This window comes from Pseudonocardia sp. DSM 110487, from assembly GCF_019468565.1.
Classification (GTDB): domain Bacteria; phylum Actinomycetota; class Actinomycetes; order Mycobacteriales; family Pseudonocardiaceae; genus Pseudonocardia.
In genome coordinates this window covers 1,211,658-1,230,796 of record NZ_CP080521.1, presented here as the reverse complement: position 1 = coordinate 1,230,796, position 19,139 = coordinate 1,211,658, and the positions used below count along the sequence as shown (strand labels likewise).

The window sequence follows — 19,139 nt, the reverse complement described above, 5'->3', positions numbered from 1 at the left end:
AAAGCCGGCCTCACCGAGGCGGCGTGTCCGGGGTGAGGCTCTGGCTGCAGGAGCGGCGCCTGCAGGAGCGGCAACTACAGGAACGGCGCCTACAGGAGCGGCCCGATGGCGCCCGCCGCCCGCTGCAGGCCGGCCAGCGTCCGCGGGGTGGCGTCGGAGTGCTGCGCGTGCAGCGCGACGCGGTGCAGCAGGGCCCGCAGCAGCATCTGCGGCCATTCCTCGAGGTGCGTCCACCGCTGCGGCAGCTCCTCGTCGGCGCCGCCCCATGCCAGCGCGTCGACGACGATCACGGCGGCCGCCCACTGCGGCGGGCGCCAGCACGGAACGAGGTCGATCACCGACGGCACGCCGTGCTCGTCGAACAGGACGGCGCCGAAGAGCTCGGGGTGCACGAGCTGTGGTGTCAGCTGCACGGGCTTGCGGAACTCGGCGAGCTGCGAGTACAGCTCCCCACCCGTGGCCGGGTCGAGCGTCAGCCGCCGCTCGCCGAACGCTCCGGCCGCCGACCGGACGACCAGGTCGTCACGGTCGTCGAGGAGCCGCGGCCGGGAGACGCTCGCGGTGGCGGCGTGCAGCCGGATGGACGCCTCGACCACCTCGTCGTAGCGGGGTTCGACGTAGCCGGGGATGAAGCGGCACGCGGCCCAGCCGCCCACCACCCAGCGACCGTCGGACGAGCGCACCGGGCGGGCGACGCGCACTCCGTCGGCCTGGAGCCCGTCGAGGACGGCCGCTGACCAGGCCGCGACGACGTTGTCCGGCACCGGGCGGACGAGCACGTCGCCGCAATGCCATGCCCGCCTGCCGGCCCAGACCACCGCGCGTGGCTCGACGTCGTTCACCCCGAACGCGGTGCGAACGTGCGCGGGCAAGGTGGTCCCTGCGGGCGGCAGGACGGGCGCAGCGGTCACGGCATCGCACGCTACCTGCGCCGTGGCGCCGTCCCGGTGTGCCACGCGGGGGCGCGTCGCGGTGCCGCGCGATCGGGCGGCGGGGCCGCCGGATGATCACTCGCCGTCGTCATCTCAGTCGTCACCCCCGTCGCCGCCGCCGTCTCCGCCACCGTCATCTCCCCCGCCGTCATCTCCCCCGCCGTCATCCCCACCGTCGTCGCCGCCGTCGTCATCCCCACCGTCGCCGCCGTCGTCGCCGGAGTCACCGTCGTCGGAGTCACCACCGTCGTCATCGCCGCCGCGGTCGTCGGAGTCTCCGCGGTCGTCGGAGTCTCCGCGGTCCTCGTCCCCTTGGTCGGATTCGCGGTCGCCGGACTCGCGGTCCTCCGATTCGCGGTCCTCCGATTCGCGGTCCTCGGATTTGCGGTCGGAGTCGTCGTCGGAGTTCCGATCCGAGTCCCCGTCCGAGTCGTCGGCACGCCGGTCGGATTCCCGGTCCGAGTCGTCGTCCGAGCTCCGCTCCGAGTCGCTGCCGGCATCGCGGTCCTCGTCGGCGTCCGACTCCCTGTCGGCGTCGTCCTGCGAGTACGAGTCCCGGTCGGAATTCCGCTCCGATTCCTGGTCGGCTTCCTCGCCGGAGCGGTTCTCGGAGTCCCGGTCCGAGCTGTCCTCGTCCGACCGGCCGTCGGACTCCCGCTCGGCTGCACCCTCCGAACGGTTCTCGCGGTCGGAGCTCTCGTCGGAGTCGCGCTCCGAGGAATCACGGTTCGACCGGTCCTCGGAACCTTCCGCGTCGGAGTCCCGGTCGGAGTCCCGGTCCGAGGAATCCCGGTCCGAGGAGTCGTCGCTCGCGATCGCCTCCCAGACGGCCGCCTCGAGGTCGTCCTCGTCCCAACCGCTCAGGTCGCCGGACTCGGACTCGCGGTCGGACGATTCACCCGACGAGTCGTCTTCCGCGGACTCCCGATCCGGAGCGTCACCATCGGACTCGCGGTCGGAGTTCTCGCGGTCGGTCTCGGCGTCCGAGTCGGACCGTGATTCCCGGCCCGATTCCTCGTCGGAGTCGCCATCGGACTCGTTCGCCTCGGCCGCCGCCGCCAGCAGGGAGCCGAGGCCCGAGGCCCCGAGCGCCTCGAGGACCCGACCTGCCCGCTCGACGTCCTCGGAGCTCGCCGAGTCGGACGAGTCCTCGGATTCCGAGTCGCCCCTGTTGGGCTCGTCGCCCGAGCGGGTGGCGCGCTCGCCGTTCGATTCGTCGCCGGACCGGTCGCTCTCCCGGGCGGACGCGCGGTCGCTGTCGACGCGCTCGCTCGCGTTGTCGCGCCCGCCGTCCGACGGCCCGCCACGGTCGTCCTCACGGTCGTCGTTCCCGGTCAGCGACTCGCCGACGGCCTCGACGACGCCGGTGACCCCACGTTCCGGCCCCGATGAGCCCTGGTCGTCTCTGCCACCGTCGTCATCGGCCCCGCTGCCGCCGCGATCGGTTCCGCCCCCACTCGGCTTGCTGTCGGACCCGCTGCCGCGCTCGCTGCGGCTGTCGTCGCCGCCGTCCGAGTCGTCGCCTGCGTCGTCCCGATCGGCGCCACCGCCGAAGAGGCCACGCAGCGGTCCGCCGGAGCCCTCTCCGTCGCCGCCGCCTCCTCCGCCGCCGCCGTCGTCGCCGCCGTCGCCGCCGCTGTCGCCGCTGTCGTCGGCGGTGCGGTCGTCCCCGCCACCGCTGTCCGACCCGTCCTCACCGCCGAGGATGCCGCCGACCGAGCCGAGAACACCGCCCCGCGACGGGCCACCGCCCGGCTCAGCGCCGGCACCGCTACCGCTGTCCCGGTCCTCCCGATCCGCGCCGCCACCGGACGCGTCAGGCGTGTCTCCGCCTGAACCCGGCCCCGGCCGCTCCCGCGCCTCACCACCGGTGTCCGAGTCGTCCCGGCCACCGCCGAGGGTGTCACCCAGCGAGTCGAGGGCACCACCGATCGGCCCACGCTCCGAGCCTTCGTTCTCCCCGCCGCCCTGTTCCTGACCGCCGGGAGCACCCGGCCCGCCCGACCGATCCCGATCCTGACCACCGGGCTCCTGACCCGCAGACCCGGGCGCGTCGCCGGAAGGCCCACCCGGACCACCTCCACCAGGCCCCTCGCGCTCCCCCGCCTCCTCGCCGCCGGGGCGACCCCCGTCGCCACCGAGCGCCTCACCCAGCGAATCGAGGGCCCCACCGACCGGGCCGCCCGGCTCACGATCCTCCCCGCCGCCCTGTTCCTGACCGCCGCGAGCACCCGGCCCGCCCGACCGATCCCGATCCTGACCACCGGGCTCCTGACCCGCAGACCCGGGCGCGTCGCCGGAAGGCCCACCCGGACCACCTCCACCAGGCCCCTCGCGCTCCCCCGCCTCCTCGCCGCCGGGGCGACCTCCGTCGCCGCCGAGCGCCTCACCGACCGGGCCGCTCGGCTCGTCACCAGGGGTGTCGCGCTGCTCGCGACCGCCCTGATCCCGATCCTCACCGCCACCCGTCCCGGGGGTGCCACCGGCCGGAGGCCGACCCTCGTCAGCACGGTCGTCACCCGGGCCATCGGCGAGTGCGTCGCCCAGCGAGTCGAGGGCGTCCGCGAGCGGGCCGCCGTCGGCACGGACGTCCGGCCCGTCCTGGCCGGCCTGGGTCTCCGGGTCGTCGTCGTGTTCCGAGGACTCGTCGCCGGGCCCGCGCGGGTCCGGCGGCGCCCCGTTCGACGTGTCCTGCCGCTCCTGGTCCTCGCGCTCGTCACGGGCAACGACGTCCGGAAGGTCCGGCAGGGGATTGCCCTCGTCCTCGTTGTCGCGGGACTCGTCGCGGTCCGACCGGTCGGACTCCCCACGATCGGACTCGTCGCGCTCGGACTGGTCGTCCCCTTCGGAGTTCTCCGCGCCGTCGGAGTCATCGGAGCGCCCCTCGTCCGACTCGTCGTCGGAGTCGCCGTGCTCGACCACGTCGAGGACGCGCTCTCGCACCTCCTCGGTTTCCTCGTCGTCGTCGGGAAGCGGGGTGCGAACGGCGTTGTCGACGCCCTGTTCGAGGTCCTCCAGCTCATTGCGCCTCGCCTCCCTCTGGCGCAAGCGCAGGTCGCGCTGCTCGTCGAGCGCGGCGAGTTCCGAGGACTGCTCGGGGCCGCGCCGACCGGTCGGCGCGGCCGCGAGCGCCTGCTCGACCGCCTGCAGGTGGCGTTCGGTGCTCTGGAGATCGGTTCGGGCGCGGTCGAGCGTGCGGTAGGTGTCGATCTGGGACTGCAGCGTGGCCTTCCGCCGTTCCAGCAGGGCCTTGCGCGCCTGGAGGTCCTCCACCTCAGGTGGGGTGATCGTGCGCCGTTCTGGCGGCAGGCTGGACCACGCCCGCTCGGTCTGCACGAGCGTGTCGAGCTGGCTGTCGAGCGAGGTGAGGGCGATCTGGGCGTGCGCGAGCCACTCCGTGCGCGGGTCGACGCCGGGTGGGACCGGGGCCGTGGCAGGCGGTGGGGCGATCGGCTCGGACGCGGTGAAGACGTACGTGGCGGCGAGGATGCCTGCGGCACCGAACACCGCCAAGGTGCGCCGCCTCCCACCAATCGCGGCCGTGCCGGCGCGGCCGCGCGTGGCCGCGGTCCGCGAGGCGCGCTCGACCCGGCGCGCCTCGACGAGGGCCCGCTGCTCCCGCACGCCGTGCGGGACGGGCGGCGCCTCCGGCTCGTCCGGTGGCTCGAGTAGCCACGGAAGTGCCGCCGCAAGGCGTGCGTCATGGCCGGCCTGCGCTGCCGCCCGGCGGGCCTGCCGAGCGGCCGCCCGGTGGGCGGCCGTGCAGTACCGACGAGGCGGACGACCGGGGATGTCCTCGATCACCTCGTTGCACCCCGGAAGGGCACAACGTCTCGCGTTGTCGTCCACCAGTGCGACCCCCATCGCCGGGTGACGGAAGGCATGTCCGTACTCGGAAGTTCCGCCGGGTGACCGTGATGTGCGCCGTGGCGCACCCCGACACCACGGTCCCGCAGATCCGTCTTGATCTTCCGGCTCCGGAACGCTACTCGGCACTCGTCCGGGTGTCACTGCTCCGTTCGACGAACACAAAAGCGGGAAGATGATCACGTTAAGTGATCACATGTGCTCCGATTGGGCCATTCGGGCGCCACCACCCGTGCCAGCGGCATTCGTCCTTGCATCGGTAAGGACGAATGCACACGGAAACGACGACGGCGCCCCTCCGACCAGGTGTCGGACGGGGCGCCGTCGCGCGGAGCCAGGTGTTGCGCTCAGTACACGGGCTGCGAGGGGTCGACCTGCTTGACCCACGACAACACGCCGCCACCGACGTGCACGGCGTCCTTGAACCCGGCGCGGTGCAGCACCGCGAGCGCCTCGGCGGAGCGCGCACCGGACTTGCAATGGAGCACGACGGGCTTGTCCTGCGGGATCTCCGCGAGCGCCTCGCCGGACAGGATGCGGTCCTTCGGGATCAGCTTCGCGCCGGGGATGCTGACGATCTCGTACTCGTTCTGTTCCCGGACGTCGATCAGCTCGAAGTCCTTGCCCGCGTCGATCATCTCCTTGAGCTCGAGCGCGGTGATCGTGCTGCCCGCGGCGGCCTGCTGCGCGTCGTCGGACACCACACCGCAGAACGCCTCGTAGTCGATGAGCTCGGTGATCTTGGGCGTGCTCGGGTCCTTGCGGATCTTGATCGTGCGGTAGCTCATCTCGAGGGCGTCGTAGACCATCAGACGGCCCAGAAGCGGCTCACCGATGCCCGTGATCAGCTTGATGGCCTCGTTCACCATGATCGAGCCGATCGACGCGCACAGGACGCCCAGCACGCCGCCCTCCGCGCACGAGGGCACCATCCCGGGCGGCGGCGGCTCGGGGTAGAGGTCGCGGTAGTTGAGGCCCTTGCCGTTAGGGGCGTCCTCCCAGAAGACCGACGCCTGGCCCTCGAACCGGAAGATCGAGCCCCACACGTACGGCTTGCCGAGCAGCACCGCCGCGTCGTTCACCAGGTAGCGGGTGGCGAAGTTGTCGGTGCCGTCGAGGATGAGGTCGTAGTCGCGGAAGACGTCGAGGACGTTCGACGAGTCGAGCCGGGTCTCGTGCAGCCGCACCTCGACGAACGGGTTGATCTCCTTGATGGAGTCCCGCGCCGACTCGGCCTTCGACCGGCCGACGTCCGACTGCCCGTGGATGATCTGACGCTGCAGGTTGGACTCGTCGACCACGTCGAACTCGACGATGCCGAGCGTGCCGACGCCCGCGGCCGCGAGGTAGAGCAGGGCCGGGCTCCCGAGGCCACCGGCGCCGACCACCAGCACCTTCGCGTTCTTCAGCCGCTTCTGCCCCGCCATGCCCACGTCCGGGATGATGAGGTGCCGGCTGTATCGCTCGACCTCCTCCTTGGACAGGGTGGCGGCCGGCTCCACGAGCGGCGGTAGCGCCATGATCAAGCTCCTCGCATCGACGTACTGACTCCTGGTGGGAACGTCGCGTTCACCCGGGTTCTTCCCAGGTCCCCGCCTCGACCGCATCCCACATGCCCGCGACGGCGCGCGCCACCGTCCCGGGCGCCTCGATCTGAGCGACATGCCCCACACCGGGCAACACCAACAGCCGGGAGTGCCGCAGCGCCGCGGCGGTGCGGCCCGCCAGTCGCGGCGCGACGAGCCGGTCGCGCTCGCCCCACACCACCAGGGTAGGAGCCTGCACGCGGGCCGCCACCGACCACAGCGACTCACCACGCAGCCATCCCGCGACCATCGCCTTCCCGGTGCGCTCCGCGGCCTCCTGGGCCCAGGCCAGGCGGGCCCGCGCGGCGAACTCGGCGGCCGCCTCGGCCACCCGGTGCTCCATGGCGATCGTCGGATCGCCGAAGCAGAGCCGCACGACCTGCTCGGCGCGCGTGCGCGGGTCCATCGCGGCGAGCTCGGATCTGGCCCGCTTCCCGATCAGGGGCAGCAGCGCGAGCAGCAGCTTCGGGTCGGACACACGCCGCGGGTCGGGACGCAGGTCGGGCATCGCGGGTGACACGAGGGTGAGCGTGCGGACCAGCTCGGGCCTGCGGGCGGCAACGGTGAGTGCGACGGCGCCGCCGAACGAGTTGCCCAGCAGGTGCACCGGACGGCCGCGACCGGCGAGGAAGCAGAGCAGGGCGTCGGCGTGCCCGGCGGGCGAGTAGTCCCGCGACAGGAGTGGCCGGGAGCGCCCGAACCCGGGCAGGTCGACCGCGGTACCGCCGGCGCGGGTGGCGAGCATCGCGGCGAGGTCCGTCCAGTTCGTGGCCGAGCCGGACAGACCGTGGACGTACACGGCCGGGGTGTCCTGCGGGCCGGGCGTCTCCCGCACGTGCAGCGTGACGCCGCCGGAGGTGACCTCGCCGCCCGGCCACGCGGCCTGGTGCGGATCGTGCGCCGGGAGCGTGGCCGGGTCCGCCAAAGGAGGTGGCCCCACCGGCACCGCCTGCGGCCGGCGGGCGCGCGTCAGTAGTGGACGAACGAACGGCAGGGCGATGCTCACCCCTCCGAGGATGACCCGGCGATGCCGATGCGGCCACCTGCCGTGGGCGGGCCACGCACGTGTGAGTGGCCGTCATCACCGCTCCCGACGCCCGTTGTACCCCTGGGAGGAGGCGGATCGTGATCACAGCAGTGCAGGATCACCCGTACCGGCCGTCCAGCTGCCTTCGTCGGAACGACGAGGGAGCTGCCGCGACCGTGGATCGGTTGGAGTACGCGGCGGCAGACCTGGTCGGCACGGTGGCGATGGCCGTGTTCGTCTTCCGGCTGGCCACCGGAGGATCGATCCTGGAGGCACTCGGCGCCACGCTCGCCGTGCTCGTGGTTGCAGTGCCCTGCGTCCTGCGCATGGCGACGCGGCTGCCACGCATGATCGGCACCGAGCGGGCGGCCCGGCTCGGCGTACTGATCTCCGGTGCGGACGCGCTCACGACCGCACGGCACGTCGACACGGTCGTGCTCGCCGGCGCGAGCACCCTCACCAACGGCGACCTCGCGGTGCGCGCCGTGCACGCGGCCGACGGGGTCGAGAGCGTCGAGGTGCTGCGCATGGCCGGTGCGGTGGCTCAGGAATCCGACCGGCCGATCGATCGCGCGATCGCGGCAGCGACACCGCGGCTGCCCGGCGTGGCCGAGTTCGACCCGGTGGACGACCTGGGCGCGCGCGGCATCGTGGCGGAGGTCGTGGGAGCTCCCGGCGAGGAGCAGCGGGTGATCGCCCACGCCGTGCTCGTGGGCGACGCCGAGCTGCTCGCGGCGCACGACATCGATCCGCCCGCCCAACCCACGACGACCGGTTGCGTACCGGTCGCCGTGGCCTGGGACGGGGTGGCGCGGGGAGTGCTCGAGGTCGGGCCATCCGTGGCGCCCGCGACCTCGGCCGCTGTGCGCGGACTGCGGAATCTCGGCGTGCGGCCCGTCCTCATCGCCGCAGAGCCTGCGCCTCTCGCGCAGGCTGTGGCCGCGAGTGCAGGTCTCGCACCCGACGCCGTGCTCGCCGGAGTCACCGCGGGAGAGGCGGCACCACTCGTCCAGGAGCTCCGGCCGACCGTCGCCGTGATCGCCGAATCCGCGCGGTACGGCGCCGCGCTCGACGTAGCCGACCTGGCGATCCCCTTGACCCCACCCACCGGCGCTGATCACCGGCGCGCCTTCACCCTCGAGCACGGCGACCTGGCCACCGCCGTGGACGCGATCAGGATCGCGAGGCACACCGCCGCCGTCACGCGGACGAACCTCATCTGCTCGCTCGCGTGCGTCGCCGTGCTGCTGCCCGTGACCGCCGCCGGCCTGCTCGGCCCTGCGCTTTCGGCAGCGCTGACGGCGGCGTGCGCGGCGGTGCTCGCGATCAACAGCCTGCGGCGGCAGCGGCGGGCCGCTACCGACGGGTAAGGTGTCTTTCCGCACCCGATCGGGTGGATGGACGGAGGGCAACCGCATGACCGAGGCGCCGGCACCGGTGCACCGCGGCACCCGCCTGTCCCGCGACGCGCGCAGGGCCCAGCTCCTCCTGGCCGCACGTGACGTCTTCGCGGCGCACGGCTACCACGCAGCCGCGATGGACGACATCGCCGAGCGGGCAGGCGTGAGCAAGCCGGTGCTCTACCAGCACTTCCCGGGCAAGCTCGAGCTCTACAGGGCGCTGCTCACGACGTACGCCGACGAGCTCGTGGAGCGCGTCACCGCGGCGATCGACGGCACCTCCGACAACGAGCAGCGCGTCCACGCGGCCGTGTCGGCCTACTTCGACTTCGTCGCGGGCGAGGGGCAGGCCTACCGGCTCGTGTTCGAGTCCGACCTGCGCGGCGAGCCGGAGGCCGCCGCCGTCGTCGACGGGGCACTCAACCGCTGCATCGACGCCGTCGCCGCGGCCGTCACCGCCGACGCAGGCCTCGACACCCCGCGCGCCCGGCTGCTGGCCGTCGGGCTGGTCGGGCTGAGCCAGGTGGCCGCGCAGTACTGGCTCGACTCCGACCAGAAGGTGCCCCGCGACGAGGCCGTCGTCCTCATGTCCGGCTTCGCGTGGCGCGGCCTCGCCGGCTTCCCCCTCGTCCACGACTGACCGGGGTCAGGTCAGCGGGGTGGCCTGCTCAGCACCCCGTCGATCAGGCCGTAGTCGGCGGCCTCCTGGGCGCTGAACCAGCGGTCCCGGTCGAAGTCGGCTTCGATCCGCTCCACCGGCTGCCCGGAGTGCTCGGCCGTGAGCTCGGCGATCCGCTTCTTGAGCTTGGCCAGCATGCCGGCGCGGATCACGATGTCCGACTCCGACCCGCCCGCCCCTCCCGACGGCTGGTGCATCATCACCTGGGAGTGCGGCAGCGCGAACCGTTTGCCCGGCGCGCCCCCGGTGAGCAGGAACTGGCCCATCGAGGCGGCCATCCCCGTGGCGATGGTGGAGACGTCCGGCGCGATCGTGTGCATCGTGTCGTATATCGCCATTCCGGCGGTCACCGAGCCGCCGGGCGAGTTGATGTAGAGCGTGATGTCCGCGGCCGGGTCTTCGCCCGCGAGCAGGAGCAACTGCGCGACGAGCTTCGTGGCGACGTCGTCGTCGACCTCCTTGCCGAGCACGACGATGCGCTCGCGCAGCAGCCGGTCGTAGACGGTGTCGTCCAGGGTGGGTGCACTCATGTCCAGGGTCTCCTTCAGCGGGGGAGCTTGCGGCTTTCGATGATGTGGTCGGCGAGCCCGTACTCGACCGCCTCGCCCGCGGTGAGGACGAGGTCGCGGTCGATGTCGGCGTGGATGCGCTCCACGGTCTGGCCGGTGCCCTCGGCGAGGGCCTCCTCCATCTGTCGGCGGAGGCGGGAGACCTCGGCCGCGTAGATCTCCAGGTCGGAGGTCTGGCCGCGGATCACATCGATGCTCGGCTGGTGGATCAGCACCCGGGAGTTGGGTACCACCGACCGGTGCCCCGGCGCTCCGGCCGCGAGCAGCACCGCAGCCGCGGACGCCGCCTGGCCGAGGCAGTACGTGTGCACCGACGGGCGGATGTAGCGCATGGTGTCGTAGATAGCCGTCATCGCGGTGAGCGAACCGCCGGGCGAGTTGATGTACATCGAGATCGGCCGGTCGGGCTCCGTCGACTCGAGGCAGATCAGCTGGGCCATGACGTCGTTGGCCGCCGCGTCGTCGATCTGCGTGCCGAGGAAGACGATCCGGCCCTCGAACAGCTTGCTGTAGGGATTGGACTCCTGGTAGCCGTAGCTCGTCCGCTCGACGAACGACGGCAGGACGTAGCGGGCCTGCGCGCTCTGCATGCTGTGACCTCCGGTGGCATGGACCTCCCGGACGCTAACGGCGTCGCACCTGCGAAAACCCCGTGATTCGCGGCAGGCGAACCGGGTTCACCGAGAGCGGACACCCCCGCGAGTCGCGGTGCGTGCGAGTCGGGTTTTCCGTGCGAGCGATGAGTTCCGGATGTGGGCGCGGTCTCACCTACAACCGCGCCGAACGGAGCGCGCAAGGCCCGGAAGGGAGCAGACGATGACCACCACGACCGACCTCAGCTACCGGGACCGCGCCGTCCTCCGCGCCGTCGCCGCAGGGCGCTGCACCGTCTCCGCGATCGGCGTCCTCTCCGTCGACGGGCTGGGGTGCTGCGACCAGTTCGTCGGCCGCAGGCTCACGAACGCCGGTCTGATCGCCGCCCGACCCGGCCCCGCCCACCTGACGGCCACCGGCCGCGCGCTGATCGAGGCGGCGTGACATGACGACAACGGCGTACTGCGACCGCTGCCCGGCCCGCGCGCGCGTCCGCGCCGAGCTGCCGGCAGGCGAGCTGCACTTCTGCAACCACCACATCCGCGAACACCGCGACCGTCTCGCCGCTGCCGGCGCGACGCTCGTCATCCTGGCGGGCCGCCCCGCACCCATCCTGAGCCGTGCGGCCGCCCGGGTGGCGTGACGCGCGTGCCGGTCAGGCGGTCCAGCGCTGCCAGGGCTGCTCGACCGCAGCGTCCGCAGCCAGCGCCGCGATCCGGCTCGCCACCCCGGACACCCGCTCCAGGGGCAGCATGTGCCCGGCCTCGGGGAAGATCGTCAGGCTGGCCGACGGCACCGCGTCGGCGATGCGGCGGGCCGCGCGCACGGGCGTGAGGCGGTCGCGGGACCCGACGAGCACGGCGGTCGGGATGTCCGCGAACGCCGCGAGCGCCGCGTCGCGTTCATGGGCTTCGAGGGTGGGCTGGAACCCGGACACGGTGAGCGGGCGGCAGCCACCCACCGTCTCGCATGTGATCCGGATGGCCTCCGGGCTCGGCCGCGCGCCGAGCAGCAGCCACCGCATCGCGGGCGCGATGAGACGCGGATCGCCGAGCTGCTCCCGCCGCGACCACTCTCTCGTGGCGGCGATCCGCCGCTGCGCCCTGCGGTACACCGCGGCCGCGGGCGGGGACAGGCCGAACGGCCGCTCGGCGAGCCCACCGCTCGCCGTGGCCACCAGTACGACCCCGACCGCTCGCGCCAGCACGTGCGGATGGCGCTCGGCCAGCGCCATCAGGGTCATGCCACCCATCGAGTGCCCGGCGAGCACGAGCGGCCCCGTGGGCGCCGTCGCGGCGACGACCTCGGCGAGGTCGTCGGCGAGCTGGTCGATCGTCATCGTGGCCGGGTCGACGGGCGCCGAGCGGCCGTGGCCGCGGTGGTCGGGCCGCACCACGCGCACCGGTGAGGCGCCGGTCGCGAGCGACCTGGTGACCGGTCTCCAGACACGCCGGTCGAGTGTCCAACCGTGGACCAGGACGGCCGTGACGGGTGCGTCCTGCGGGCCGTCCAGCTCGACGTGCAGCGGCACGCCGTCGGCCGCGGGGACGGATCGTGCGGTGGTCATGTGAGGAGGCGTGCCTTCTCGCTCGCTATCGGGGATCGGTCAGGAAGATGTCCGCCAGGGCGGGGTTGTAGGCGTGCACGAGGATGCCGAAGATGATGGCATCGAAGGTCAGGTGCACGGTGACCACGTACGGCAATGACCGGGTGCGCTGGAAGATGTAGCCCTGCAGCAGGGCGAAGGGCACCGTGAGCAGCGGACCCCAGCCGCGGTAGCCCAGCTCCCAGAGGAACGAGACGAACACCACGGACTGCAGCAGGTTCGCCTGCCATAACGGGAAGTGGTGGCGGAGCAGGGTGAAGACGATGCAGATGAAGAACAGCTCGTCCCACAGCCCGACGCCATTGACGCCGATGAACAGCCGGATGATCTGATCGGCGCCGGAGACGTCGGGCCAGTTCCGGTAGGCGCCCGAGCCGAGGAAGTACACCGGGAGGATCAGGTAGCCCGCGACGACCACCAGCGCCAGGTAGCCGAACTCGAACCGGCTCCACCGCTTTCCGGTTCCGACCGGAAACTTGATGATGTCCTCCCGATACCACCACCGGGAAAGGGCGTAGGGCAGGGCGACCGCCGTCGACAGGGTGATCGCGAAACGGGCCATGCCTGCGTTGCTCAGGTCCGCAGCCAGCGACATCGTGCTGATGACGACGAGGCCCGCGGAGATGAGGATCAGGTGTCGCAGCAGCACGCGGTCCGCCACCGCCGCGACGACCAGACCCGCGACGATCAGCGCGTACCCGATCAGCCGCTCCTGCAGGCCGAACAACGCGACCGCGGAGACCATCACCAGCGCCGCGGCCAGCAGCCGGTTCCAGGCAGGTCGCTCGGCGGACCGGCCCTCGAAACTGCCGGGGGTCGTCGCACCTGCGCTCACCGCGCCAGCATGACCGGACAGACGCAGGCGCGACAACATCTCCCACGGTGACGGGGACGGATCGCGCGGTCGTCATCAGACGAGGTGCGCCTTGCGCCAGAGCACCTCGCTCGGTCCGCCGATGAGCTTCTGCTCCCGCAGGAACGGCACCAGCTTGCGCGCCGACCAGAGCAGCATCTCCTGGTGGTGCGGGTTGGCCAGTGCCACCTTGTGGCCGACGGCCGGGTCGATGCCCACGGACTTGTAGACGTCGCGGTGGATCAGGTTGCGGGCTACTACGAACGCCACCCGTGCCGACAGGTAACGGGCGAGCGCGCGCTGCGCGGCGTTCGTCTTCGGCATGATCCGCGTCAGCTCCTCGCGGGCGTAGCGGACGTGCCGGGCCTCCTCGGTCACGTGGATCCGGTTGACCATGCGGGTGAGCGGCTGCACGGTGTCGTCGCGCATCGCCTCCCGCTGCAGCTGATCGAGGATCTCCTCCACGAAGAGCGTGCCCGCGAACATCGCCGGTCCGTAGGCGACGGTCTTGAAGAACCGCCCGAGCTCGTGGGTGATGCGCCGTGGTGCGTAGTCGGGCACGCCGTACCGCTCGGTCATCTTCGCGAACATGATCGAGTGCCGGCACTCGTCGGCGATCTCGGTGAGGGCGTACTGGATGTGCTGGCGGCGCGGGTCGCGGTCGTAGGCGTAGCGCAGCAGCATCTGCATGAGGATGATCTCGAACCACAGGCCGATGCGGGCGATGCTGCAGACCTCGTGCACCGACAGCGTGCGCCGCTGCTCCTCGGTGAGGCCATCCCACAGCTCGGTGCCGTAGAGCGAGACCCGGTGCGGTGGCATCCCCCACGTGCCGTCGGAGAGCGGGGCCTCCCAGTCGATGTCGATGCTGGGCTCGTAGGAGTGGTCCAGCGACGAGCGGAGCAGCCGCTCCGCCGTCGCCTCGCGGTCGTTCACCGTCTTGACGTTCATCGCGGGCTCCTCTCAGGGATGCGACCGGTCAATCGTGCGACGAGGCCGGCCGCGAGCGGCGAATCGTCGAACCGCCCCGCGGCGGCCTGCTTGCGGATCCGGCGAGCGGCGGCCGCACCGACAACACCCGGCAGGTGGCGGCCTGCCCACAGCTCGAGGTTCCCGGCGCGGGTGCACGCGGTGTCGCGCGGAGGCCGTGGGGCGGCGAGCGTCCGCAGCACGGTGCCGACGACGTCCTCGACCTCCTCGCGGCGCACCTGACCCTCCAGCGTCAGCCCGATCTCACGCCCAGCGGCGTGGATCCCCGTGCGCACGTAGCCGGGGTAGACCGTGCTGACGTGCAGTTCCGTGCCGTACTCCAGGCGCAGTGCGTCGGCGTAGGCCGCCATCCCGCGCTTCGCGACGCTGTAGGCGGAGACGAAAGGCAGCGTGACGTACGCGAGCTCGCTCGCGACGAAGACGGCGCGTCCACGCTGCCCGCCCCGCTCGGCCCGGCTCGCGAGCAGCGCCGGGAGCGCGGCCGCCGTGACGCGCCACGCGCCGAGCAGGTTGACGTCGATGACGCGCAGCGCGTCGGGCTCGAGCGGGCCGCCCGCGTCGTTCGGGATACCGATGCCGGCGTAGTGCACGACCGCGTCGAGCCCGCCCAGCCGCTGCACCGCCTCGCCGACGGCCGCCTCGACGGCAGTGGTATCGGTGATGTCGCAGGTGAGGACGCCGCCGCTCTCGTATGCGCCGCCGGCCACGTCGAGGCCCACAACCCGCGCGCCTTGCTCCCGCAGCCGCGTCAGGGTGGGTGAACCGAAGCCGCCTGCCGCTCCGGTGACGAGCACCCGGCCGGGCGTCCCGGTGGACGCCTCTGTCCGTGCCATCGAACCAGCCTCCAGACGACACTTGCGTGTTACCGCCGGTAACTGTTACCACAAGTACCGTGCATCCTGATGAGCGCCGTGTCAAGCCGGGGATATCGGCAGAGCGGCAGCAGCGACGAGCCGAACGCAGGGCCGAGATGGTGCAGGCCGCGATCGAGGCGGTGCGCGCCCACGGGCCAGGAGTGTCCGTCGCGGAGCTCGCGGCGGCGGCCGGGATCACCAAACCGGTGCTCTACCGGCACTTCACCGACCGCGCCGACCTGCAGCGGGCGGTCGGGGAGAAAGCCGCCGAGATGCTGCTCAACCGGATGGCGCCCGAGATGGACCCGAACCGGGATCCCATCCAGCTCATCCGCGGCGTCATCGACGCCTTCCTCGCGGGCATCGAGGCCGAGCCGGAGCTGTGGCGATTCGTGGTGCACCACCCGATCGAGCGGGAGGCGGGGGCCGAGATCGTCGAGGATGCCCGCCAGCGGATCGCCCGCCTTCTCGCCATGATCATCGGCGAGCGGGTGCGCGCGCTCGGCCTCGACTCCGGCGGCGCGGAGGCGTGGGCGCAGGGGCTCGTGGGAATGGTGCAGAGCGCGGGCGACTGGTGGCTCGAACGCCGCACGATGAGCCGCACCGCGCTCACCGACTACCTGACCACCCTCATCTGGGGCGGCATCTCGGGCGTCATCGCGATGGCCGACCGGCCGGCCCCGTTCCCGGCGCCAGCCTCGGAGGTCGACCATGCCTGAACACGACGCGCCTGATCATGACGACCACGACGAGGGCTACACCGGCCCTGCCGTTCTCACCGTCGACGGCCGGGAGCTCGCCGTCCAGGTGCGGCTGGACGCCCGGCACGAGCCGCACGACGGGCGCCTGCACTGGTTCGGCCGGGTCCGGGTCGAGGACGGTCAGCGGGAGATCTCGAGCGGCACGGTCGAACTGCGCACCGAGACCGGGCGCGCAGAGGCCCGCATCGGCGACGTGGACCCGTGGGGCCGCTACCGCCTGACCGGCGTCGGCACCCCTCCGTTCCGGATCGACGAACCGGATCTCACGGACTGAAGAGACCTCGTGAGTGGATACGCGCGTCATAGCTCGCGTATCCACTCACGAGCTGCAAAGCCGCAGGTCAGCCGATCGCGAAGCCCACGCGGCCTGCCGCGGCCGGGGCGATCTCCACGTAGGAGATCTGGGCGGCGCGGACGAGGTAGCGCCGACCCTTGTCGTCGACGAGGCGGAGCAGGCCGTCCGCGTCCTTGAGCGCATCGTCGACCAGGGCCTGGACCTCGTCCGGCGTCTGGTCGCTGGACACCACGAGCTCGCGCGCGCTCTCCGCGATGCCGATCTTGACCTCCACCGGTGGACCTCCTGGTCACGTTCGTCCGAGCTGGAATGCGCGGCCCAGGCTAGCCGAGCGCGGGGCCGCGAGAGGGCGTGGGCGCTCTGCCGTGGGCGAACTACGTCAAGCCGAGTTTCGCCATCCGCTTGCCGTGGTTGGACTGCAGGCGTTTGAGCAACGCGGCGATCCCGGTCAGGTCGCCGGAGCCGGACACGATGAACTCGGCGAGCTCGTCGCGCTCGGCCACGATCTGCTGGGCCTGGGTGACCGCCTCACCGAGCAGCCTGCGGCCCCAGAGGGCCAGCCGGTCGTGCACCTGCCGCCCGCTCTCGCATGCCGCCTTCACCTCGCGCTCGGCGAACGCGCTGTGGCCGGTGTCGGCGAGCACCTGTTGCACCAGGTCGCCGGTGGGGCCGGGCAGCCAGCCGGCTATCTCGCGGTAGAAGTCCGCCGCGAGGCCGTCGCCGAGGTACGCCTTGACCAGCGACTCGAGCCAGCTGCGCGGCGCCGTGGACGCGTGGTAGGCGTCCCACTGGGCGACGAACGGACGCATGGCGTCCTCGACTCCCACCCCGAGCCCTTCCAAGTGCTTCTCGAGCAGCCGGAAATGCCCGATCTCGGCGGCCGCCATCGCGGAGAGGGCGGCACGACCGCCGAGGGTCGGCGCGTGCCGCGCATCCTCGGCAAGGCGGTCGAACGCCGACAGCTCCCCGTACGCCAGCACGCCGAGGAGATCGACCGTCGCCCGGTCCGCGACGGCCTTGTCCACCGCCCGCGCAGTCACCATGCCGCGAGCCTAATGCCCGCCCGGCCTCCGTGACCGACGTCACGATGATCGGTTCGATGGCGCCCGTGCCACGGGGCGGCTGGCCCGGACGGCCCTCGCGACCGCCCGCGGTAGCGCGCACGAGCCCTCGAACCGCTAAGATGGGCCCAGCGCAGCGCCCACGACGGGTGCGCGCCTACGAGCGTCGCCGGTGCTGAGCGCGTCGGCTCCGCAACGACATGTGCGTACAGCGCCTCGTCAGCTCTCCCATCTGAGCGCTCCCCGCGCCGGTGGTCGACGAGCCGGCCTCGGGCTCCTGTGCGCGGAGAGAGGCGATCAACCTGTCCGTCGAAAGCGACACCTCAATAAACAACGGCGCTATCGAGAGCCCACCCACAGCCGACCCGACCGACGAGGTCGTGGAGGCGCATCCCCTGCAGGCCGGAGCCCCGGTCCGGCCCGAATCCCCCACGTTCGCCGAGCTCGGCGTCCGGCCCGAGATCGTCGAGGCGCTCGCAGAGGCCGGCATCGAGCGCACGTTCGCGATCCAGGAGCTCACGCTCCCGCTGGCGCTCGCGGGCGAGGACGTCATCGGCCAGGCCCGCACCGGCATGGGCAAGACGCTCGGCTTCGGAGTTCCGCTCCTGCAGCGCGTCGTGCCCCCGTCCGAGCAGCCTGCCGCCGACGTGCACGGCGAGGCGGCCGACCGCACCAAGGACGTCCCGCAGGCGCTCGTCGTGGTGCCCACGCGCGAGCTGTGCGTGCAGGTCGCCAAGGACATCGCCGACGCAGGCAAGCACCTCGGAGTGCGGGTCACGGCCATCTACGGTGGCCGGGCATACGAGCCCCAGCTCGCCGCCCTGCGCAAGGGCGTCGACGTCGTCGTCGGCACGCCCGGCCGCCTGCTCGACCTGGCCGAACAGCGCCACCTCGTGCTGGGCCGGGTCAAGGCCCTCGTGCTCGACGAGGCCGACGAGATGCTGGACCTGGGCTTCCTGCCCGACGTCGAGCGGATCATGCGGATGCTGCCCGAGAAGCGCCACACGATGCTCTTCTCGGCCACGATGCCCGGCCCGATCATCCAGCTGTCCCGCACGTTCCTCACCCGGCCCACGCACATCCGCGCGGAGGAGTCCGACCAGGGTTCCATCCACGAGCGCACCCAGCAGCTGGTCTACCGCGCCCACGCGATGGACAAGGTCGAGCTGCTCACCCGCGTGCTGCAGGCCGACGAACGCGGCCTCACGATGATCTTCGCGCGCACCAAGCGCACGGTGCAGCGGGTGGCCGACGACCTCGCGGAGCGCGGCTTCGCAGCTGCCGCCGTGCACGGTGACCTGGGCCAGGGCGCGCGCGAGCAGGCGCTACGGGCGTTCCGCTCCGGCAAGGTCGACGTACTGGTGGCCACCGACGTCGCGGCCCGCGGCATCGACGTCACCGACGTCACACACGTGATCAACTACCAGTGCCCGGAGGACTCCAAGACCTACGTCCACCGGATCGGTCGCACCGGCCGTGCCGGCAAGGAAGGCGTGGCCGTCACCCTCGTCGACTGGGACGAGATCCCGCGCTGGAAGATGATCAGCGACGATTTGAGCCTCGGCCTCGACGAGCCGGTCGAGACCTACTCCACGTCCGACCACCTCTACGGCGACCTGAGCATCCCCACCAGCGCCACGGGCAGGCTCCCGCGTTCGAAGCGGACCCGGGCGGGCCTGGATGCCGAATACGTCGATACCGAGGGCGACCACGGCGGCCGGCGCCGTCGCAAGTCGGGCTCACAGCGCGGCGAGGACGAGGTGGTCGCCCCGCGGGCACGCCGGCCACGCGTGCGCACCCGCAGCCGGGGCGGTATCACGGTCAGCGGATCGGGCGTCACCGCCGAGGCCACAGCTTCCGAGCAGGGCACCGAAGCCCCCGCGGCACCGCAGACCGGACCCGACGCGGATCAGAACGGTGCCGCTTCTCGGGCCGATGAGGGCGCCCGCAGGCGCCGCAGGCGCCGCGGTGGTGCCGGTGCCCGACGCCGCGGGAACGCGGAGGGCGACGGCGAGTCGCAGGCGCAGGACGCGGCCGCCAGCTGAGCACCGCACGCGGGGCGGCC

At 72.3% G+C, this 19,139-nt stretch carries 19 protein-coding genes; 7 read left to right on the top strand and 12 right to left on the bottom strand.

Translation table 11 applies throughout. The features are described 5' to 3' along the window. Positions 1 to 89: 89 nt before the first annotated feature. The 4 genes from K1T35_RS05870 to K1T35_RS05855 form a co-directional block, all read right to left on the bottom strand. Positions 90 to 911 (bottom strand): TIGR02569 family protein, encoded by an 822-nt coding sequence (locus K1T35_RS05870; protein ID WP_220259153.1) that lies wholly within the window; start codon positions 909 to 911, stop codon positions 90 to 92. A 114-nt stretch (positions 912 to 1,025) separates the two neighbouring features. Next, positions 1,026 to 4,736, bottom strand: a complete 3,711-nt coding sequence (locus K1T35_RS05865; protein ID WP_220259152.1) for a hypothetical protein — start codon at positions 4,734 to 4,736, stop codon at positions 1,026 to 1,028. 410 nt (positions 4,737 to 5,146) lie between these two features. Further along, complete coding sequence (gene moeZ, locus K1T35_RS05860; protein WP_220259151.1) at positions 5,147 to 6,319, bottom strand: adenylyltransferase/sulfurtransferase MoeZ; 1,173 nt, start codon at positions 6,317 to 6,319, stop codon at positions 5,147 to 5,149. 49 nt (positions 6,320 to 6,368) lie between these two features. Next, positions 6,369 to 7,385 (bottom strand): alpha/beta fold hydrolase, encoded by a 1,017-nt coding sequence (locus tag K1T35_RS05855; protein WP_220262419.1) that lies wholly within the window; start codon positions 7,383 to 7,385, stop codon positions 6,369 to 6,371. A gap of 203 nt (positions 7,386 to 7,588) precedes the next feature. On the opposite strand from K1T35_RS05855, the gene K1T35_RS05850 reads away from it, so the two are divergent. Together K1T35_RS05850 and K1T35_RS05845 are read left to right on the top strand one after the other, a co-directional pair. Beyond that, positions 7,589 to 8,782: a hypothetical protein gene (locus tag K1T35_RS05850; protein WP_220259150.1), complete on the top strand. Its 1,194-nt coding sequence runs from the start codon at positions 7,589 to 7,591 to the stop codon at positions 8,780 to 8,782. A 46-nt stretch (positions 8,783 to 8,828) separates the two neighbouring features. Next, the gene (locus tag K1T35_RS05845; protein WP_220259149.1) at positions 8,829 to 9,452 is read left to right on the top strand and encodes a TetR/AcrR family transcriptional regulator; all 624 of its coding nucleotides are present in this window, start codon (positions 8,829 to 8,831) and stop codon (positions 9,450 to 9,452) included. A gap of 11 nt (positions 9,453 to 9,463) precedes the next feature. Here the strand turns inward: K1T35_RS05845 and K1T35_RS05840 are convergent, their stop codons facing one another. Together K1T35_RS05840 and K1T35_RS05835 are read right to left on the bottom strand one after the other, a co-directional pair. Next, positions 9,464 to 10,021, bottom strand: a complete 558-nt coding sequence (locus K1T35_RS05840; protein ID WP_220259148.1) for an ATP-dependent Clp protease proteolytic subunit — start codon at positions 10,019 to 10,021, stop codon at positions 9,464 to 9,466. Between the two features lie 14 nt (positions 10,022 to 10,035). Further along, complete coding sequence (locus K1T35_RS05835; RefSeq protein ID WP_220259147.1) at positions 10,036 to 10,650, bottom strand: ATP-dependent Clp protease proteolytic subunit; 615 nt, start codon at positions 10,648 to 10,650, stop codon at positions 10,036 to 10,038. 226 nt (positions 10,651 to 10,876) lie between these two features. Between K1T35_RS05835 and K1T35_RS05830 the strand changes: the two genes are divergently transcribed. Both K1T35_RS05830 and K1T35_RS05825 read left to right on the top strand, forming a co-directional pair. Beyond that, complete coding sequence (locus tag K1T35_RS05830) at positions 10,877 to 11,098, top strand: hypothetical protein (protein ID WP_220259146.1); 222 nt, start codon at positions 10,877 to 10,879, stop codon at positions 11,096 to 11,098. A gap of 1 nt (position 11,099) precedes the next feature. Further along, positions 11,100 to 11,297 (top strand): hypothetical protein, encoded by a 198-nt coding sequence (locus K1T35_RS05825; protein ID WP_220263326.1) that lies wholly within the window; start codon positions 11,100 to 11,102, stop codon positions 11,295 to 11,297. Positions 11,298 to 11,309: 12 nt separating this feature from the next. Here the strand turns inward: K1T35_RS05825 and K1T35_RS05820 are convergent, their stop codons facing one another. The 4 genes from K1T35_RS05820 to K1T35_RS05805 all read right to left on the bottom strand — a co-directional run bounded on the left by K1T35_RS05820 (position 11,310) and on the right by K1T35_RS05805 (position 14,936). Continuing rightward, positions 11,310 to 12,221 carry an alpha/beta fold hydrolase gene (locus K1T35_RS05820; protein ID WP_220259145.1) on the bottom strand — a complete coding sequence of 304 codons (912 nt, stop codon included), beginning with the start codon at positions 12,219 to 12,221 and terminating at the stop codon, positions 11,310 to 11,312. Positions 12,222 to 12,246: 25 nt separating this feature from the next. After that, positions 12,247 to 13,095, bottom strand: a complete 849-nt coding sequence (locus K1T35_RS05815; RefSeq protein WP_220259144.1) for a type II CAAX endopeptidase family protein — start codon at positions 13,093 to 13,095, stop codon at positions 12,247 to 12,249. Positions 13,096 to 13,170: 75 nt separating this feature from the next. Next, a complete protein-coding gene (locus tag K1T35_RS05810) occupies positions 13,171 to 14,064 on the bottom strand; it encodes a diiron oxygenase (RefSeq protein ID WP_220259143.1) in 894 nt (297 codons plus the stop codon). Continuing rightward, a complete protein-coding gene (locus tag K1T35_RS05805) occupies positions 14,061 to 14,936 on the bottom strand; it encodes an SDR family oxidoreductase (RefSeq protein ID WP_220259142.1) in 876 nt (291 codons plus the stop codon). Before K1T35_RS05805 ends, K1T35_RS05810 begins: the two co-directional genes overlap by 4 nt. Before the next feature lie 59 nt (positions 14,937 to 14,995). Between K1T35_RS05805 and K1T35_RS05800 the strand changes: the two genes are divergently transcribed. Together K1T35_RS05800 and K1T35_RS05795 are read left to right on the top strand one after the other, a co-directional pair. Next, positions 14,996 to 15,676, top strand: coding sequence for a TetR family transcriptional regulator (locus K1T35_RS05800; RefSeq protein ID WP_255621616.1), 681 nt, complete (start codon positions 14,996 to 14,998; stop codon positions 15,674 to 15,676). Beyond that, on the top strand, positions 15,669 to 15,992 hold the full coding sequence (locus tag K1T35_RS05795; RefSeq protein WP_220259141.1) for a DUF4873 domain-containing protein: 324 nt from the start codon (positions 15,669 to 15,671) through the stop codon (positions 15,990 to 15,992). The genes K1T35_RS05800 and K1T35_RS05795 overlap by 8 nt, the downstream gene beginning before the upstream one ends. A 67-nt stretch (positions 15,993 to 16,059) precedes the next feature. Here K1T35_RS05795 and K1T35_RS05790 read toward each other — a convergent pair whose 3' ends face one another. Then, the gene (locus K1T35_RS05790; RefSeq protein ID WP_220259140.1) at positions 16,060 to 16,287 is read right to left on the bottom strand and encodes a DUF3107 domain-containing protein; all 228 of its coding nucleotides are present in this window, start codon (positions 16,285 to 16,287) and stop codon (positions 16,060 to 16,062) included. 100 nt (positions 16,288 to 16,387) lie between these two features. Beyond that, on the bottom strand, positions 16,388 to 17,056 hold the full coding sequence (locus tag K1T35_RS05785; protein ID WP_220259139.1) for a ferritin-like fold-containing protein: 669 nt from the start codon (positions 17,054 to 17,056) through the stop codon (positions 16,388 to 16,390). 398 nt (positions 17,057 to 17,454) lie between these two features. Here K1T35_RS05785 and K1T35_RS05780 point away from each other — a divergent pair, with 398 nt between their 5' ends. Next, the gene (locus K1T35_RS05780) at positions 17,455 to 19,119 is read left to right on the top strand and encodes a DEAD/DEAH box helicase (protein WP_255621615.1); all 1,665 of its coding nucleotides are present in this window, start codon (positions 17,455 to 17,457) and stop codon (positions 19,117 to 19,119) included. The last annotated feature ends 20 nt before the right edge of the window (positions 19,120 to 19,139 follow it).

Coding starts and splice junctions, on each gene's coding strand:
- K1T35_RS05820 (WP_220259145.1), bottom strand. CDS start 12,221: ATGACCACCGCACGATCCGTCCCCGCGGCCGACGGCGTGCCGCTGCAC.
- K1T35_RS05805 (WP_220259142.1), bottom strand. CDS start 14,936: ATGGCACGGACAGAGGCGTCCACCGGGACGCCCGGCCGGGTGCTCGTC.
- moeZ (WP_220259151.1), bottom strand. CDS start 6,319: ATGGCGCTACCGCCGCTCGTGGAGCCGGCCGCCACCCTGTCCAAGGAG.
- K1T35_RS05835 (WP_220259147.1), bottom strand. CDS start 10,650: ATGCAGAGCGCGCAGGCCCGCTACGTCCTGCCGTCGTTCGTCGAGCGG.
- K1T35_RS05785 (WP_220259139.1), bottom strand. CDS start 17,056: ATGGTGACTGCGCGGGCGGTGGACAAGGCCGTCGCGGACCGGGCGACG.
- K1T35_RS05810 (WP_220259143.1), bottom strand. CDS start 14,064: ATGAACGTCAAGACGGTGAACGACCGCGAGGCGACGGCGGAGCGGCTG.
- K1T35_RS05825 (WP_220263326.1), top strand. CDS start 11,100: ATGACGACAACGGCGTACTGCGACCGCTGCCCGGCCCGCGCGCGCGTC.
- K1T35_RS05795 (WP_220259141.1), top strand. CDS start 15,669: ATGCCTGAACACGACGCGCCTGATCATGACGACCACGACGAGGGCTAC.
- K1T35_RS05830 (WP_220259146.1), top strand. CDS start 10,877: ATGACCACCACGACCGACCTCAGCTACCGGGACCGCGCCGTCCTCCGC.
- K1T35_RS05840 (WP_220259148.1), bottom strand. CDS start 10,021: ATGAGTGCACCCACCCTGGACGACACCGTCTACGACCGGCTGCTGCGC.
- K1T35_RS05845 (WP_220259149.1), top strand. CDS start 8,829: ATGACCGAGGCGCCGGCACCGGTGCACCGCGGCACCCGCCTGTCCCGC.